14 protein-coding genes are annotated in these 15,193 nt (G+C 58.1%); 10 read left to right on the top strand and 4 right to left on the bottom strand.

Annotation, left to right across the window (positions count from 1 at the left end; genetic code table 11):
• The first annotated feature begins 24 nt into the window (after positions 1-24).
• The 3 genes from ACFWW4_RS14670 (at position 25) to recQ (ending at position 3,286) form a co-directional block, all read left to right on the top strand.
• Positions 25-354 (top strand): hypothetical protein, encoded by a 330-nt coding sequence (locus ACFWW4_RS14670; RefSeq protein ID WP_411891543.1) that lies wholly within the window; start codon positions 25-27, stop codon positions 352-354.
• Positions 355-779: 425 nt separating this feature from the next.
• Positions 780-1,109 carry a hypothetical protein gene (locus ACFWW4_RS14665; protein ID WP_411891542.1) on the top strand — a complete coding sequence of 110 codons (330 nt, stop codon included), beginning with the start codon at positions 780-782 and terminating at the stop codon, positions 1,107-1,109.
• Between the two features lie 143 nt (positions 1,110-1,252).
• Entirely contained in the window at positions 1,253-3,286 is a 2,034-nt protein-coding gene (gene recQ / locus ACFWW4_RS14660; RefSeq protein ID WP_411891541.1) for a DNA helicase RecQ, read from the top strand.
• Positions 3,287-3,438: 152 nt separating this feature from the next.
• On the opposite strand, the gene ACFWW4_RS14655 is transcribed toward recQ, so the two are convergent.
• The 3 genes from ACFWW4_RS14655 to paaI are packed head-to-tail and all read right to left on the bottom strand — an operon-like array spanning position 3,439 to position 5,784.
• Positions 3,439-4,035, bottom strand: coding sequence for a TetR/AcrR family transcriptional regulator (locus ACFWW4_RS14655; protein WP_411891540.1), 597 nt, complete (start codon positions 4,033-4,035; stop codon positions 3,439-3,441).
• A gap of 1 nt (position 4,036) precedes the next feature.
• A complete protein-coding gene (gene paaK / locus ACFWW4_RS14650) occupies positions 4,037-5,350 on the bottom strand; it encodes a phenylacetate--CoA ligase PaaK (protein ID WP_411891539.1) in 1,314 nt (437 codons plus the stop codon).
• Positions 5,347-5,784 carry a hydroxyphenylacetyl-CoA thioesterase PaaI gene (paaI, locus tag ACFWW4_RS14645; protein ID WP_411891538.1) on the bottom strand — a complete coding sequence of 146 codons (438 nt, stop codon included), beginning with the start codon at positions 5,782-5,784 and terminating at the stop codon, positions 5,347-5,349. The genes paaK and paaI overlap by 4 nt, the downstream gene beginning before the upstream one ends.
• Before the next feature lie 83 nt (positions 5,785-5,867).
• Here paaI and paaZ point away from each other — a divergent pair, with 83 nt between their 5' ends.
• Both paaZ and ACFWW4_RS14635 read left to right on the top strand, forming a co-directional pair.
• Positions 5,868-7,889: a phenylacetic acid degradation bifunctional protein PaaZ gene (paaZ, locus tag ACFWW4_RS14640; protein ID WP_411891537.1), complete on the top strand. Its 2,022-nt coding sequence runs from the start codon at positions 5,868-5,870 to the stop codon at positions 7,887-7,889.
• Positions 7,890-7,920: 31 nt separating this feature from the next.
• The gene (locus ACFWW4_RS14635) at positions 7,921-8,646 is read left to right on the top strand and encodes a hypothetical protein (RefSeq protein WP_411891536.1); all 726 of its coding nucleotides are present in this window, start codon (positions 7,921-7,923) and stop codon (positions 8,644-8,646) included.
• Here ACFWW4_RS14635 and ACFWW4_RS14630 read toward each other — a convergent pair.
• On the bottom strand, positions 8,643-9,848 hold the full coding sequence (locus ACFWW4_RS14630) for a glycosyltransferase family 4 protein (protein ID WP_411891535.1): 1,206 nt from the start codon (positions 9,846-9,848) through the stop codon (positions 8,643-8,645). The two genes, ACFWW4_RS14635 and ACFWW4_RS14630, sit on opposite strands and share 4 nt — an antisense overlap.
• A gap of 357 nt (positions 9,849-10,205) precedes the next feature.
• Between ACFWW4_RS14630 and rffA the strand changes: the two genes are divergently transcribed.
• Genes rffA through ACFWW4_RS14605 form a run of 5 tightly spaced genes read left to right on the top strand, consistent with a single transcriptional unit; the run spans position 10,206 to position 15,009 of the window.
• Complete coding sequence (gene rffA / locus ACFWW4_RS14625; protein ID WP_411891534.1) at positions 10,206-11,345, top strand: dTDP-4-amino-4,6-dideoxygalactose transaminase; 1,140 nt, start codon at positions 10,206-10,208, stop codon at positions 11,343-11,345.
• Complete coding sequence (locus ACFWW4_RS14620; RefSeq protein ID WP_411891533.1) at positions 11,342-12,334, top strand: glycosyltransferase family 2 protein; 993 nt, start codon at positions 11,342-11,344, stop codon at positions 12,332-12,334. Before rffA ends, ACFWW4_RS14620 begins: the two co-directional genes overlap by 4 nt.
• Entirely contained in the window at positions 12,328-12,726 is a 399-nt protein-coding gene (locus ACFWW4_RS14615; RefSeq protein WP_411891532.1) for a GtrA family protein, read from the top strand. The genes ACFWW4_RS14620 and ACFWW4_RS14615 overlap by 7 nt, the downstream gene beginning before the upstream one ends.
• Positions 12,716-13,441 (top strand): GNAT family N-acetyltransferase, encoded by a 726-nt coding sequence (locus tag ACFWW4_RS14610; RefSeq protein WP_411891531.1) that lies wholly within the window; start codon positions 12,716-12,718, stop codon positions 13,439-13,441. Before ACFWW4_RS14615 ends, ACFWW4_RS14610 begins: the two co-directional genes overlap by 11 nt.
• Positions 13,441-15,009 (top strand): hypothetical protein, encoded by a 1,569-nt coding sequence (locus tag ACFWW4_RS14605; protein ID WP_411891530.1) that lies wholly within the window; start codon positions 13,441-13,443, stop codon positions 15,007-15,009. The genes ACFWW4_RS14610 and ACFWW4_RS14605 overlap by 1 nt, the downstream gene beginning before the upstream one ends.
• Positions 15,010-15,193 lie beyond the last annotated feature (184 nt).

Here is a 15,193-nt window from a genome sequence, read left to right as displayed (position 1 = left end):
AACTCTGAAAAAAGGATAAACCTCATGTCTTTCAAATCAATCGCATTTGCCGCTGCCGCCGTTGCCGTGACCGCCACTGCCGGGGCTGCTGACAGCTATTTCGAGCAAGGCCGTACGCTGGATGCCGGCGACGTGCTGGAACTCGGCCTGATCACCGCTGACGGTGCTGGCGTGGTCGAAATCTACGACTATCACACAGGTGCGCAGGGCGCGCTGGTCGGATCCGAGCGTTTGTCGGCAGGCGCCAACACCAATGTGCGCGTCAACACCGGCCTGCCCCAGACCCGCGACGTGATCGCCCTGATCAAGATCGACGGTGAAGTCGTCGCGTCCAAACCGTTCGACGTCAACTAAGCAAACACACCTCCCCGAAAGGCCGGCCATCACTGGATGACCGGCCTTTTTTGCATGCGCTGCTGCTCCAATTCAAGAAACAACCCCTTAAACCGTTTCATCCTGCTCACGCGGGCGGGATATATCCGAAATATTGAGCGCTCACGTATTTGCGCCCAGCTGAAACCTGTGAACTCATGTTTCAGTTCACCACGGTCCAACAGCATCAGACGCACAGAAAGACCTATCGGTCCGTGCGTAAATGCACCGCGAGGCTCCAGGGGCAAGCAAATTGGCTGTCAAGACACTAACCTCTTCACACTATTCACCTTTTTCTTGATCGCCCGCCGCCTTCTCGTCGTGCCTCGGATGGCCCATCTTGGTTTCATGAAATGCAGCAAACCGCTGCCTCACACATCAGGATACCCAAGGAAGGGAACCAAACCATGTCTATCAAATCCACTATCCTCGCATCGGCTGCCGCCGCTACCGTCGCAACCTTCGGCGTCGCCGACACCTATTTTGAAACCGGCCGTACCCTCGAATCCGATGACACGCTCGAACTGGGGCTCATCACCACTGACAGCGCAGCCATTCTGGAAATTTACGATTACCACACTGGTCAGCAAGGCCGTCTTCTGGGCCAGCAAAACCTGCATGTCGGCGCAAATACTGATGTTCGGGTCGATACTGGCCTGCCCACCCGCAAGGATGTCATTGCCATCGTGACGATTGACGGTCAGGTCGTCGCCACCAAGCAGTTCGACATCGAATAACGTCACCCACATCGCAGCAGCAAAGCCGGTACCGCAAGGTGCCGGCTTTTTTCTTGCGCTGCGGCGTCAGCGATACTTGTTTACAGATTCTTAGCGTGGGATTGTGACCTTCAAGAGCATAAAACAACAACAGGTCCCCACTCATGAGCGCTGCCACGCTTCTTCGTGATGTCTTTGGCTTTGATGCCTTCCGGCCCGGCCAAGAGGAAATCGTCGAAGCGGTGGTTCGGGGGCAGAATACCCTCGCCATCATGCCGACGGGTGGCGGGAAATCCCTGTGTTTTCAGTTGCCTGCACTGGTCCGCGAGGGGATCACCGTTGTCATTTCCCCCTTGATTGCCCTGATGCGCGATCAGGTCCGCGGCCTGCGCGAGGCCGGGGTCGAAGCAGGTGCGCTGACATCCGGCAACACCCAGGAAGAAACCGATGCGGTCTGGGCCGCGCTTGAGGCGGGTACACTGAAACTGCTTTACATGGCGCCCGAACGCCTTGCCTCTGGCGGGACCATCCAGATGCTGCACCGGGCCGGTGTCAGTCTGATTGCCGTGGACGAGGCACATTGCGTCAGCCAGTGGGGTCACGATTTTCGGCCAGATTACCTGCGGATTGGCGAATTGCGAGAGGCGCTTGACGCTCCCCTCGCCGCCTTCACCGCCACGGCGGATGCGGAAACGCGCGAAGAGATTGTTCAGAAACTCTTTGCCGGCCAACAACCCGCCACCTTCCTGCGCGGGTTCGACCGGCCCAATATCCACCTCGCTTTCGCGGTCAAGGACGGGCCCCGCAACCAGATCCTGAATTTCGCCGCCGCCCGCAAAGGCCAATCCGGCATCGTCTATTGCGGCACGCGGGCCAAGACCGAAACGCTGTCGCGCGCGCTGGCCGATGCGGGCCACCCCACCTGCCACTATCACGGCGGGATGGAGGCCGAGAACCGGCGCGTCGTCGAACGCCGGTTCCAGCAAGAGGACGGGCTGATCGTCTGTGCGACCGTGGCTTTCGGGATGGGGATCGACAAACCCGATATCCGCTGGGTTGCCCATGCCGATCTGCCCAAATCGATTGAGGCGTATTATCAGGAAATCGGACGTGCCGGGCGCGACGGCGCGCCAGCGGAAACGCTGACCCTTTTCGGTCCAGACGACATCCGGTTTCGCCGCCAGCAGGTTGACGAAGGCCTCGCACCACCAGAACGGCGCGCCGCCGATCACGGACGGCTGAACGCCCTGCTTGGGCTGGCAGAGGCGCTGCATTGCAGGCGGCAAACCCTGCTTGGCTATTTCGGAGAGGAGGCCGCACCCTGCGGCAACTGCGATCTCTGCGACAAACCCGCCGAAATCTTTGACGGCACCACGCCTGTGCGCATGGCCCTGTCTGCCGCGCTGCGGACCGACGAATGGTTCGGTTCGGGCCACCTGATCGACATCCTGCTGGGCAATCTGACCGACAAGATCCAGCAACGGGGCCATGACAGCCTACCGACCTTCGGCGTGGGCAAGGAGTATGACAAACGGCAATGGCAGGCGATCTTTCGACAGATGATGGGGCATGACCTGCTGCGGCCTGACCGGGACCGGCACGGGGCCTTGCGGATGACCGACCACGCGCGCCCGATCCTGCGGGGCGAGGCGACGATTGAGTTGCGCAAGGACACGATCAAGGCGGCCAAATCCGGACCAAAGGTGCGGATGCTGGTGAACGAAGAAGACGCGCCGCTGCTGTCTGCGCTCAAGGCCAAGCGGCGTTATCTGGCCGAACAGGCAAACGCGCCCGCCTATATCATCTTCAACGACCGCACTCTCATCGAAATGGCGGAACGCAAACCACGCACGCTGGATGAAATGGCGCAGATCGGCGGGGTCGGGGCCAAAAAGCTGGAAAGCTATGGCAAGGCATTCCTCGAAGTGATCGCAGGCGCCGTCGCCGACATGCACCCGGCCCGGCGCAAACTGGCCGGACGCAGCGAAGGGGCGGTCTATGACCGGTTGTTGGAGGTTCAGGCCAATCTGATGCGCGGCCCGCACGGGGTGGACAAACCAATGAGCTGCTCTGCCTCAGTTATCGCAAAAGTGGCCAACCTGCGAAACCCCGACATCAACCACCTGACACGGGTCATGGGCGACAAATACGCGGAACGTTTCGGTGAGGCGTTTCTGGAGGTGCTGGAGGGTGGATGACCCGCTGGAAGCGCTGCTAGGCATATTGCGGGCGCTAGCGGTGCAGCAACACCAGGCACGCGGGTGTACGGCCACGATTTGACCCCCCTAGTCTTACAATGGAGCGGTGTTCATTCATGAACCCGTGAGCGTGACAGAGATGAACGCGCCGCCTAAAGCCCGGGAATGCCGCGCAGGCACAGCCCGCAGACCAGATTTGCGTAATCTGCGCGTGCCCGACTGTCGGCGGCCTTGTTCCACATGTAAAACCAGTTGAGCATGCCAAACACCGACATGGTCGTGGCTCGCAGCTTGACCTTGTTCCCGTCAAAGACTGTTGGCGCGATATCGGTGATCAGCGCACTTGCATGCCGCACCAGATCACGCTGGTAGGCGCGCAAGACGTCCTGCTGCGCGTCCGGCAAGAACCCAAGGCTGCCGATCTGCAGCCGGTGTTCGTTATCCGCCCCGTGATAGGCCAACAGGATTTCAACGACCATCTGTTGAAATCGCGCCTCTGCGGATAATCCGGCTTGCGGCAACCCGCAAATACGATCCCGCAGGCCGGACAGATAATTGTCCAGAATGTCGAACAGGATATCGTCCTTGCTGGAATAGTAGTGATAGATATTGGCCTTCGAAATCTCGCACGCCTGCGCGATCCGGCTGACCGATGCGCGATCAAACCCTTCATCTGCAAATAACCGGGCGGCGCGATCCAGAATGACCTGACGCTTGGCGTCATAATCCTTGGCGATAGTTCTGGCCATCTCAGCGGACCTGATGCCGGTTGTCCACCACGCGCTTGGCCTTGCCTTCGGATCGGGCGACCTCACCGGGATCGCCCACGTCGATCACCGCGCTGACGCCCACGGTATTCTTGATCTGGCGGGCCAATGCCTGTGCTGCGGCTGCCTTGCTGGCCGGGTCGGTCGCCTCTGGCTTGGCTTCGACATGCACACGCATGGCGTCCATGGTCCCTTCGCGCGTCAGCACGATCTGAAAATGCGGGGCGAGGCCGGTGATGGCCAGCAATTGTTCCTCGATCTGAGTGGGAAATATGTTCACGCCGCGCAGGATGATCATGTCGTCGCTGCGTCCCGTGATCTTTTCCATCCGCCGCATGGACCGCGCGGTGCCCGGCATCAGCCGAGTCAGATCGTGCGTCCGGTAGCGGATCATCGGCATCCCTTCCTTGGTCAGAGTGGTGAAGACCAGTTCGCCCTTCTCGCCATCCTCCAGAACCTCTCCCGTCACGGGATCAATGATCTCGGGATAGAAATGATCCTCCCACACATGCAGCCCATCCTTGGATTCCACACATTCGTTGGCCACACCGGGGCCAAGGATTTCCGACAGCCCATAGATATCGACCGCATGCATATCAAACGCCTGTTCGACTTCCGTCCGCATCGCATTCGTCCAGGGTTCGGCCCCGAAGATGCCCACCTGTAGCGATGATTTCCGCGGATCGATGCCGCGGCTCTGATACTCCTCCAGGATGTTGAGCATGTAGGACGGCGTCACCATGATCGCCTGCGGCTGAAAATCCTCGATCAGGGTGACCTGCCTCGCGGTCATACCCCCGCTGACCGGCACAACGGTCGCCCCCAGCCGTTCGATCCCGTGATGTGCGCCCAGACCGCCAGTGAACAACCCATAGCCATAGGCGTTATGGACCATTTCGCCTGGCCGAACGCCTGAGGCCCGCAAGGACCGCGCCACCATGTTGGCAAATAGATCGGTATCGGCCTTGGTGTATCCCACAACCGTCGCCTTGCCTGTGGTACCGGATGACGCATGCAGGCGCACGATCTGTTCACGCGGCACTGCAAACAGACCGAATGGATAGTTATCTCGCAGGTCGTCTTTGACGGTGAAAGGGAACTTGGCAAGATCGCGAAGCGATTGCAGGTCCTCCGGATGCACCCCGGCGGCATCAAACCGCGTCTTATACATCGGCACATTTTCATAGGCATGGGCCAGCGACCATTTCAGCCGGGCCAGTTGCAGCGTTTCAATCTCATCTCGCGACGCGATTTCGATCGGTTCAAGCTCTGTCCGCTTTGCGCCAATGTCCTTCATGCGCTGTCCCCTTCGGTAAATACCTGCCCTCTGACTGCGCGCGATGCGCCACGAAAACTCGCAATCAGTTCACCCTTCTGATTGGTCACCGTCACATCGGTGATGCCGCTGCGCCCCGTCAGGCTGATTTCCTCAGCATGGGCGGTCAGCCTGTCGCCCAGCATCGCGGGCCGGACATAGCTGATCGTGTTATGCTGGGCGACAGTGGATTGGTTGCGGCTGTTGCAGGCAAATGCAAACGCGCTGTCGGCCAGGCTGAACGTCACCCCGCCGTGACAGATGCCGTGACCATTCACGTGATCCTCGCCTACGGTCAGCGCCAGCGTTGCACGTCCTTCATCCACAGCGACCAGCTCCATCCCGAACCACGTGCTGGCGCGGTCATCCGCCCACATGGCCGCTGCAGCCTTTTGTGCCCTGTCCTGCGGTGTCATCAGTACCCTCCCCCCGACGCATGGGAAATTCGTTGCATAAACCGTCCGGTTGGTCAATTAATTGCTGAAGGGGGGACAGGATCATGGGACTTCAGGACATCAGCAGCTACGTCGCGGGCCATTGGGTCAGACCCGATTCCGACGCGCGCGAGATCGAGAATGCGATCACCGGACAGGCATTTGCGCGAGCGGGGAATGCGACACTTGATACCAGCGCCATGCTTTATCATGCCCGCACCGTGGGCGGTCCGAACCTCCGCCGACTGACATTCCATGATCGCGCGCGGATGCTCAAGGCACTGGCGCTGCATCTGGGTGCCCACAAACAGGCGCTTTACGATCTTTCGTTCGCAACAGGTGCCACGCAAGCCGATCATTTGATTGATATCGATGGCGGCATTGGCACGATGCTGGTCTTTGCGTCCAAAGGACGACGCGAGATGCCGGATGGCCATATTTACATCGATGGCGATGTTGAACAGATCAGCCGCAAAGGCACATTTCTTGGCCAGCATATCTGTACCCCTCTGCAAGGTGTGGCGGTGCATATCAACGCGTTCAACTTCCCTGTCTGGGGGATGCTTGAAAAGCTGGCTCCGGCGCTGCTGGCCGGGATGCCCGCCATCGTCAAACCTGCGACAGCGACCTGTTATGTCACCGAATTGGCCGTGCGGATTATGCTGGATAGCGGGCTGTTGCCCGAAGGTGCCTTGCAGCTTGTCAGCGGCAGCTTGGGCGACATGCTGGATCAATTGGACTGTCAGGATGTGGTCAGCTTTACCGGGTCCGCCAACACTGCGCTGCAACTGCGCTCAAATCCGAATATCCTGCAAAACAGTATCCGTTTCACAGCTGAGCAGGACAGTCTGAACGGATCGATCCTTGGCCCCGACGTGCAACCGGTCAGCCCCGAATTTGATCTGTTCGTCAAAGAGGTTCAGCGCGAAATGACGACGAAGGCAGGCCAGAAATGTACGGCGATCCGCCGCATTCTTGCGCCGCAATCATCAATCGACGCCGTCATCAATGCCCTGACAGCGCGCCTGTCTGAAATCGTTGTGGGTGATCCGACGCAGAAGGAAACGGATATGGGCGCGCTCGTCTCTGCCGCGCAAAAGCGTGACGTTCTGGCGAAGACCGCCCTGATCGCATCAGAGGCCGAAAGGATCTTTGGCGAACCCGATACGCATCCCATGGCGCAGTCAAAGGGCGCATTCCTGCCGCCGATGCTGTTTCACTGCGATGATCCCGACAATGCTGCCCATATTCACCGAACCGAGGCTTTCGGCCCGGTCTCAACCATCATGGGCTACCGCGATATTGATCATGCAACGACACTGTTGAACAAGGGCAAGGGCAGCCTCGTCGCGTCAGTGATCACACATGATCCCGACGTCGCGCGGCAGGTCGCATTGTCTGCGGGCGCGTTCCACGGGCGGCTCTATTTCAATAACCGCGACAGTATGGGCGAAAGCACCGGTCACGGGTCGCCCCTGCCCCACATGGTGCATGGCGGACCGGGACGCGCAGGTGGGGGCGAGGAACTGGGCGGTGTCCGTGCTGTTCTGCATTACATGCAGCGCACCGCCATTCAGGGCAGCCCCGACATCCTGTCGGCGATCACCGGCACATGGGTCCCCGGCACGACCGAGGTACAAGCCCCGGCTCATCCCTTCACTCGCGGTTTTGACGCCCTGATGATTGGTGAGACTATCAATACCGCATCGCGGACCGTCACAACCGAGGATATCGAACATTTTGCCGCCTTCACCGGCGACACCTTCTATGCCCATATGGATTCAGAGGCCGCCAAGCGAAACCCGTTCTTCCCCGACCGGGTGGCGCATGGCTATCTGCTGTTGTCTTTCGCCGCCGGTCTGTTTGTGGACCCGGATGAGGGGCCGGTGCTGGCCAATACCGGGCTGGATCGTCTACGGTTCATGAAACCGGTCGTTGCAGGCGACTCAATCAAGGTTCGCCTGACGGTCAAGGCAAAGACCCGGCGCAATGACGACTATGGCGAGGTGCGCTGGCATGTGACCCTGACCAATCAGGACGATGATCGGGTTGCCGAATATGAACTTCTGACCATGAACAGCTACTGACGACCCGGACAAACTGACCTAGGGTGCGGGGATGACCCGCACGATAACAACCCTACGGCAGGATTTACTGGATTTTGGCGACCTCAAGGTCTGGTCTGTTCTTGTCACACTTCTGGGTGATCTGGCGTCGGAATCGGATATGCAGGTATCCGGCCCAATGCTGAACACCCTGATGGGCAGGATCAACATACGATCAGAGGCGCTTCGTGTTGCCCTGCACCGCCTGCGCAAGGATGGTTGGGTCACCGCCACCCGGGATGGACGCATCAGCCATTATGCCATGACCGATCACGCAAGAGCGGAGACCGACAAGGTTCGCGCAGTGGTCTACAGCCCTCAAATTGAAACATCCGCACCGTGGTATCTGGTGGCGGCGCCAGTTGGCCATGGCCACGGCCTTCTGCTGAAAAAGGGGCTGTGGATCACTGATACGCCACCTAAGAATGATCAGGAGGTCATGTGCGCACGTATTCAAACAGATCCGATACCTGATTGGGTGATTGATGATATCCTGACGCCGGATCTTCGCCGATCATGTGCCGAACTGGCCCGTTTGTTGGCGGGCGGTGTTCCCGACGGGTTATCCGTAACGGATCAATATGTGGTGCGCCTGTTGGCCCTGCATCATTGGCGACGCATTGTATTGAGGCAGACGCCTTTGGCTGCAGCCTTCCTTGCGCAATCAGCAGAAATCGCGGGATATCGGGCGGCTATCATTGAGTTTCTCGACGCAATTCCGTTGCCGCAGGATATCTAGGGCTTTGGCGGGCGAAACCCGGCGACAACATCCTGGGCGAACGTCACCAATTGTCCGGCAATCTCGCGCGGCGCAAACCGTGCGGCGACATCTTCGCGTCCCGCCCGGCCAAGTTGCGCGGCCAATACCCGTTCGCTCAGCAGCTTTTGCATTGCCTCGGTGAGAGCTTGCGCGTCGTCAACCGGGATCAGCAGGCCATTTTTTTGATGCCGTATGATCTCGGTCGGTCCACCGGCCGCCGTGCTGATCGTAGCTGCCCCGGCAGCAAGCGCCTCCAGCACCACATAGCCGAAGGTTTCGTAGCGCGAAGTGACGACAGCGATCGCATGTTGCTGCCGCAAGCTGTCGATCTGTTCCTTGCTTTGACTGCCCAGAAACGTGATGCGGCCCCGCGCATCACTATTCAGCGCTGCCAGAGCCTTGGGAAACATCCTGATCGAGCCATCGGCCTGTGTCACGCCGCTATCCGGCCCGACAAAGGTCAGATATGCATCCGCTCCACCTGCGATCAGATCGGCAAATCCTTGCAACAATATGTCTGCACCTTTGCGGAGATCATGTCGCCCTACAAATAGGATGCTTTTGCGCTGCTGGTTATTCAGTCTGTCGTAATCCACTGGGTCCTTCACGCGGATCGGATTGTGAATGACCGATTGCTTCGAGGTCAGGTCAGCAATCTGCGCACGTGTCATATCAAGCACATGTTGTGACGGGGCGGTCAGACCAGCACATTCTCGAAACGCCCGCGCCTCGCGCTGCTCCCGGCGGCGTTCTGATTTGGACACCGGTTGGCTTTGCAGTGATGTCTGGATGAACCACGGGCCATGTAACGTCACGATCACGGGGATCGGCAGCATCTGTTGCACGATACCCGCCCAGCCTTGGGTCTCTTCCATCACCAGCACTTCGATGCTGCGCGTGTCGATTGCTGTACGAGCCGCCCCTACGATCCGTTCAGCAAAACGCTGGTGCATTGGTTCGCCTAGGCCAAATGCAGCTGTTGCACGTTCCTGCAAGGTCGGGCGGCGGTTTTCCGGTAGCGGGATACAGCGCGGATCTTCATCGCTGTCCGGTGATAGTGGGATCACCGTCACCTCGTGCCCCAAGGCTTCCAAGCCTTCGACCAGATACACAACTGTTGTTGTGATACCGTTCGCATGCTTGCCGCCAGGCCAGGCCGGTGTCACCAACCCTATGCGCATAATGTCTGTCCTGCCATTAGTCTGCCCTGCGATCCTCGAAAGACCCTTAGTCGATTATTTCTGCGCGCTGGTATAGGGCGTTGACGTATCCGTAACCAGCGGTTTTCCTTGCTTCCACTGAACCTGAAAACCACCAATCCCGGCTCGCAAGCGATTTTTGCTTTATGCTTTGGTGCAGGGAGGTTACGGTAGGTGCTATATTTATTGAGTGCCCTGATTATAACAGGGTGATGAGGAATATTTTTATGAAGTTCTTTTGCGCGTTATTCGCAGTCAGAATGGTTGTGCCTATACAGGAATTGGGCACCTGCCGCATGTCCGATGCTGTGACTGCGAAACCTGTTTAAGGGGACGGATATGGCGCCTGTTCCATTTAATCGACCTACACTGATCGGTAACGAAATCGCCTATATCCGCGAGGCCATCCAGCGCGGCCAATTGGCCGGCGATGGGTATTTCACTGCGCGCTGCCAAACCCTGATCGAGGATATGACAGGCGCAAAAAAGGCGCTTTTGACCCACTCCTGTACAGCAGCACTCGAGATGTCCGCCATTTTATGCGACCTCGGCCCAGGGGACGAGGTAATCATGCCGTCCTACACCTTTGTATCAACGGCCAATGCGGTTGTCTTGCGCGGGGCGGTGCCGGTCTTTGTCGATATTGAACGCGACACATTGAACATTGACCCGGCCGAGGTCGCCGCAGCTGTGACCCCCCGGACCAAAGCGATTTTCGCGGTGCATTACGCAGGATATCCAGCGGATATGGATGCATTGGCAGAGGTCGCAGAAGCGCATGACCTGCTACTGGTCGAAGATGCCGCCCAGGCGCTGGGGTCCACTTACAAGGGTCGAAAGGCCGGCAGCCTTGGTGACATGGCCGCGTTCAGCTTTCACGAAACCAAGAATATCATCAGCGGCGAAGGCGGCGCGCTGACCATTATGCGCCCCGATCTGATCGAACGGGCCGAGATCATCCGCGAAAAAGGAACGGACCGGTCAAAGTTCTTCCGCGGTCAAGTCGACAAGTATTCCTGGGTCGATATGGGGTCATCTTTCCTGCCGGGCGAATTGATCTCATCCTACATGTGTGCGCAGCTGGAAACGGCCGATGTCATCAACACCCGCCGTCTTGCGGTCTGCAACCATTATCGCGACGTATTCACCGATCTGGAACAGCAGGGCCGCGTGCAACTGCCCCGCCATGCCAACCTGGTGACCGGTAATGGGCATATGTTCTACCTCATCATGCGCGATCTGGCAGACCGCACTGCATTTATCGCGCATATGAAGGCCGCAGAGATCATCACGCCCTTCCACTATGTCCCTTTGCACAGCGCGCCAGCGGGCAAAACATACGGGCGCGCCCATGGTGACATGACCGTAACCAATGACATTTCGGATACGCTTGTCAGGCTGCCCATGTATTTCGACCTTGGCGCGAATATCGAACATGTGCTGAGTGCCGCGCTCGACTATTTTGAGGAAAACCCATGACCTCAGACAAGGGAATGATCAGCGTTGTTACACCAGTCTACGGGTGCACCGACTGCCTTGAGGCACTTGCTGATGCTGTCCGGCATGCGCTGTCAGAGACCGGATTGAACTGGGAACTGATCCTTGTCGATGATCGGGGACCGGACGATCCTTGGCCTACCATCTGCGAACTGTCGGCACTGGATAGCCGTGTGCGCGGCGTGCGGCTGTCGCGCAATCACGGGCAACATTTGGCGATCTGGGCGGGTTTACAGGCCTCCAAGGGCGACTGGGTCGCTGTGATCGACTGTGACCTGCAGGACGACCCGGCGATCATTCCCGCGCTGCTGGAACAGGCGAAAGAAGATCCGGAATTACAGGCCGTCGTGGTCGAGCGCGGCAAATGGAAAGACAGCTGGTTCCGGCGCGCGGCATCGCGGTTCTTCTATTGGTTCATTGACACGCTTGTTGGCGTTCGGCTGAACAACAATGTGGGCAATTTCGGCATCTATAGCCGCAGGCTGGTCAACATCCTGTTACAGTTTCGGGAACAAGAGGTGTTTCTGCCAGTCATGGTGGCGCTGACCAGTCAGAAACGCGGGTTTTATGTTCTCGACAGGTCTGACAGGGCCGCTGGCGAAAGCTCTTACAATTTGCTGCGCCTGATGCGGCTTGCGGTGGCCATCATCATCCGGTTCTCGGACAGACCGCTGAAACTGAGCGTGATTGTTGGTCTCCTCTTTAGCACGGCGTCGGCCGGGTTTTCGGTGCTGATCCTGATTGCATGGTCAGTCAACGCATTCACCGTGCCCGGCTGGACCAGTATCATCTTATCGGTCTGGTTTTTGTCGGGGCTGATCTTGGCGGTTTTGGGCGTGCACGGGTTCTATCTGGGCCGTGTCTTTGCAGAGGTGCAGCAACGGCCACGCATCCTGATCGATTGCGAAACGATCTCGGGCGAAGTGGTGGAGTTTACGCCAGAGCCCGTGCAGGCAAACCGCAAATGGTAGCGCAGGAACAGGTGGCGCGGTTCGGGCGATACGGCATTGTCGGGATCGCCAGCAACCTGTTTTGTTTTCTGGTTTTCCTTGGCCTGATCGCCATCGACATCTGGCCGGTTCTCGCCTCTGGTATGGTGTATATCCTTGGCCTGACCATCAGCTATATCGCCAACCGTAGCTGGAGCTTTCGATCCACCAGTGATCACCGGCAGGACCTGCCCCGGTTTCTGGTGTCTTACGGAATCGGCCTTGTGTTTTCGATGGCCAGCATGTGGGTGCTGATCATGTGGTTACACCCGGCTGTCGCCCAGATCATCACCACGGTCCTAGCGGCGATCGTGATCTATTCCTGCCTGACCTTGTTCAAATTCGGCCAGGGGACCAAGCACTATGCCGATTGAGATCAACGCCCTTGAAACCAAACGTTTTGGTGTGACCTGCGCGAAGCGGATTGACGCAAATGCCCCGCTGCAAGACGTCAATGCTGCCGCTATGGCACACGGCGTACAGATGATCAGCACACGTATTGATGCGGGCGATCTGGCGCAGGTGCATGCGCTTGAGGATGATGGCTACCGGCTGATGGATGCACTGGTCTATTACGGTCGCAAGCTTGATGTTTCCTGGTCAGAACCTGAACCACGCCATGACTACACCCTGCGCCTGGCGACCGCTGCAGATGCCGATGCTGTGGCGCAGGTATCGCGAACGGCCTTCGAAGGTTACATGGGTCATTATCATACAGACCCACGGCTGGATTCTAGGCAAGCTGATGCGGCTTATGTTGAGTGGGCGGAAAACTCGGTGCGGCATATGACAGGCGATGATACAGCCGTTGTGGTTGTCGACGGTGATACTGTCGTGGGGTTTGTCACGTTACGCCGCAACAACGACGCTCAGTTCGAACTGGTGCTCAGCGGCGTGCAGCCGGACTATCAGCGGTCGGGCATTTACGCCAGTTTGCTGACCCGCGGATTCTCTACCGCCCGCGATAGGGGTGCCAGTGAGGTGATCCTGTCCACCCAGATCAACAACTACGCAGTTCAAAAGGTCTGGGCGCGGTTGGGCATGCACCACCAATCCAGCTACTATACGTTTCACAAATGGTTTGACTGATGCGCGGCCTGCCATCACTGCGCACTGCTATTGCGCTTGGTCTGGGTCTTTCGATCTTTGCCTATGTGGTACTGGCCTTGATTGGCACGCAGATCATCGTCTACGACACACATCATTTCGGCGATACGAGCTTTATTCTTGGCGCGGGCTGGCGGGTCTATAGCGGGCTGGAACCGGCCATCGACTTTGGCCATTTTTATGGCGGTTTCATATCCAGTTGGCTGGCCCTGGCCATGTGGCTGTTTGAGCCATCGGTTCATGCCTATCATCAAGCCACACTGATGATGTTTGTTGCCGCGAGCGCTGCCGCGATGGCGATCTGCTGGCGGCGCGTGTCCGGCAACATGATTTTGGCCATCATACTGCTGATTGCGACACTGCTTTTTACCCTGCACCCGCTTGAGGTAGATCAGTCCGTGACACGTATCTGGTCGGCGCATTCGTTCCTGTATAATCGGGTTGGTTTTGTGTTGATGATCCTTTGCGCGCTGTTCCTGACCTTCCCTAGTGGATCAATCCTGCGCGAAATCTGTCTCGGTGCGCTGGTCGGTGCAATCGTCGTTGCGGCAGCCTACACAAAATCGCCATTTACCATCCTTGGACCTGCGGTCTTGCTGGGGCTTTTCATTCAGGCGCGCTGGGCTGCAGCGGCTGGCGTCGCGGTGGCGACAGTTGCGCTTGTTTTAGTCATTGATCCGGGTGCGCAGCGGTTCCTCGCAGCGCATGCCTATATCAATGCAAATGTAGGCGCACGGGATGACGCACAGGTTTTTGCACTGTTGCGCAAGGCAGTGCAGATCATTCTGGCCCAGCCCATCGCTTTGGTTGCTGTACTCGGGGCTGTCATCACGGCGCTGCGTTATGAATGGGCCGGACTACGTGCTGTGCTTGGCATGCTGATCGTCGTCGGTGCAGGAATTGGCATGGCCACGACCATGGGTGGCGGCGGCAATCTGGGCCAACTTGCCCTGCCCGCAGTCTGTATCGCGCTGATCTGCCTTGCCGAGCTGGCAAAGAACCGTGCTGACATTACAGCACCATTTCTGGATTTGATGGCGCTGGTCGTTCTTGCAGCCTTCGCCATGCCTCATCTGGCCAATCTGGCCGGCGCACATTTGGAAGGCTATGCCAACCGGTCCAGCGCTACAATTACGCAAGGACCTTATCGGGATTACCTCAGCGTTCCTGAGGACGGGACCGAGAACGGTCAGTTATCGCAATATCAGATGTTGTCGGAAGGAATGGCTGAACTTACGGCGCTAGAATTGGACAGCCGACTGGGTATCATTGCTGACAATGGCGTGTCGTTCGAATTCGCACGAATGGCCAGACCGGTGCCGGGCTATCCCTTGTGGCCCCGACCCAATGCCCCCGAACTGGCCGCAAACCGTCCCATCCCGCCAGAGGCGGATATCGTGATGCTGGGGCGTGGGGCGCAGACCGATACATATGTTGGTCCCGCCCTGCGGGGCAAGCTGACCGATGACTTTGTATTATGTGCGAGCAGCCGGTCATGGGACATTTTTGTCCGCGCAAATCAGATCGTGCCTGGCTGTCGGATTAATTGATCCCGGTGACCAACCAAGTATGACAATTTGTATCCTCAACCCATTTGCGCTATGATTTGCGAAGTCTGCAAGGTCGATTGCTTGAACCGGGACTTCGGTTGAAATTGCCGCAACCATGCGTTGAATTGATCACGATTAAGGGTCAAATCAGTACAAATCGTTGCACCAGTGATACGCAAATCGG

The organism is Yoonia sp. SDW83-1 (assembly GCF_046762885.1).
In the GTDB taxonomy this organism is placed as follows: Bacteria; Pseudomonadota; Alphaproteobacteria; order Rhodobacterales; family Rhodobacteraceae; genus Yoonia.
The sequence above is the reverse complement of the archived record's forward strand: the minus strand, read 5'-3'. Positions and strand labels throughout refer to the sequence as shown.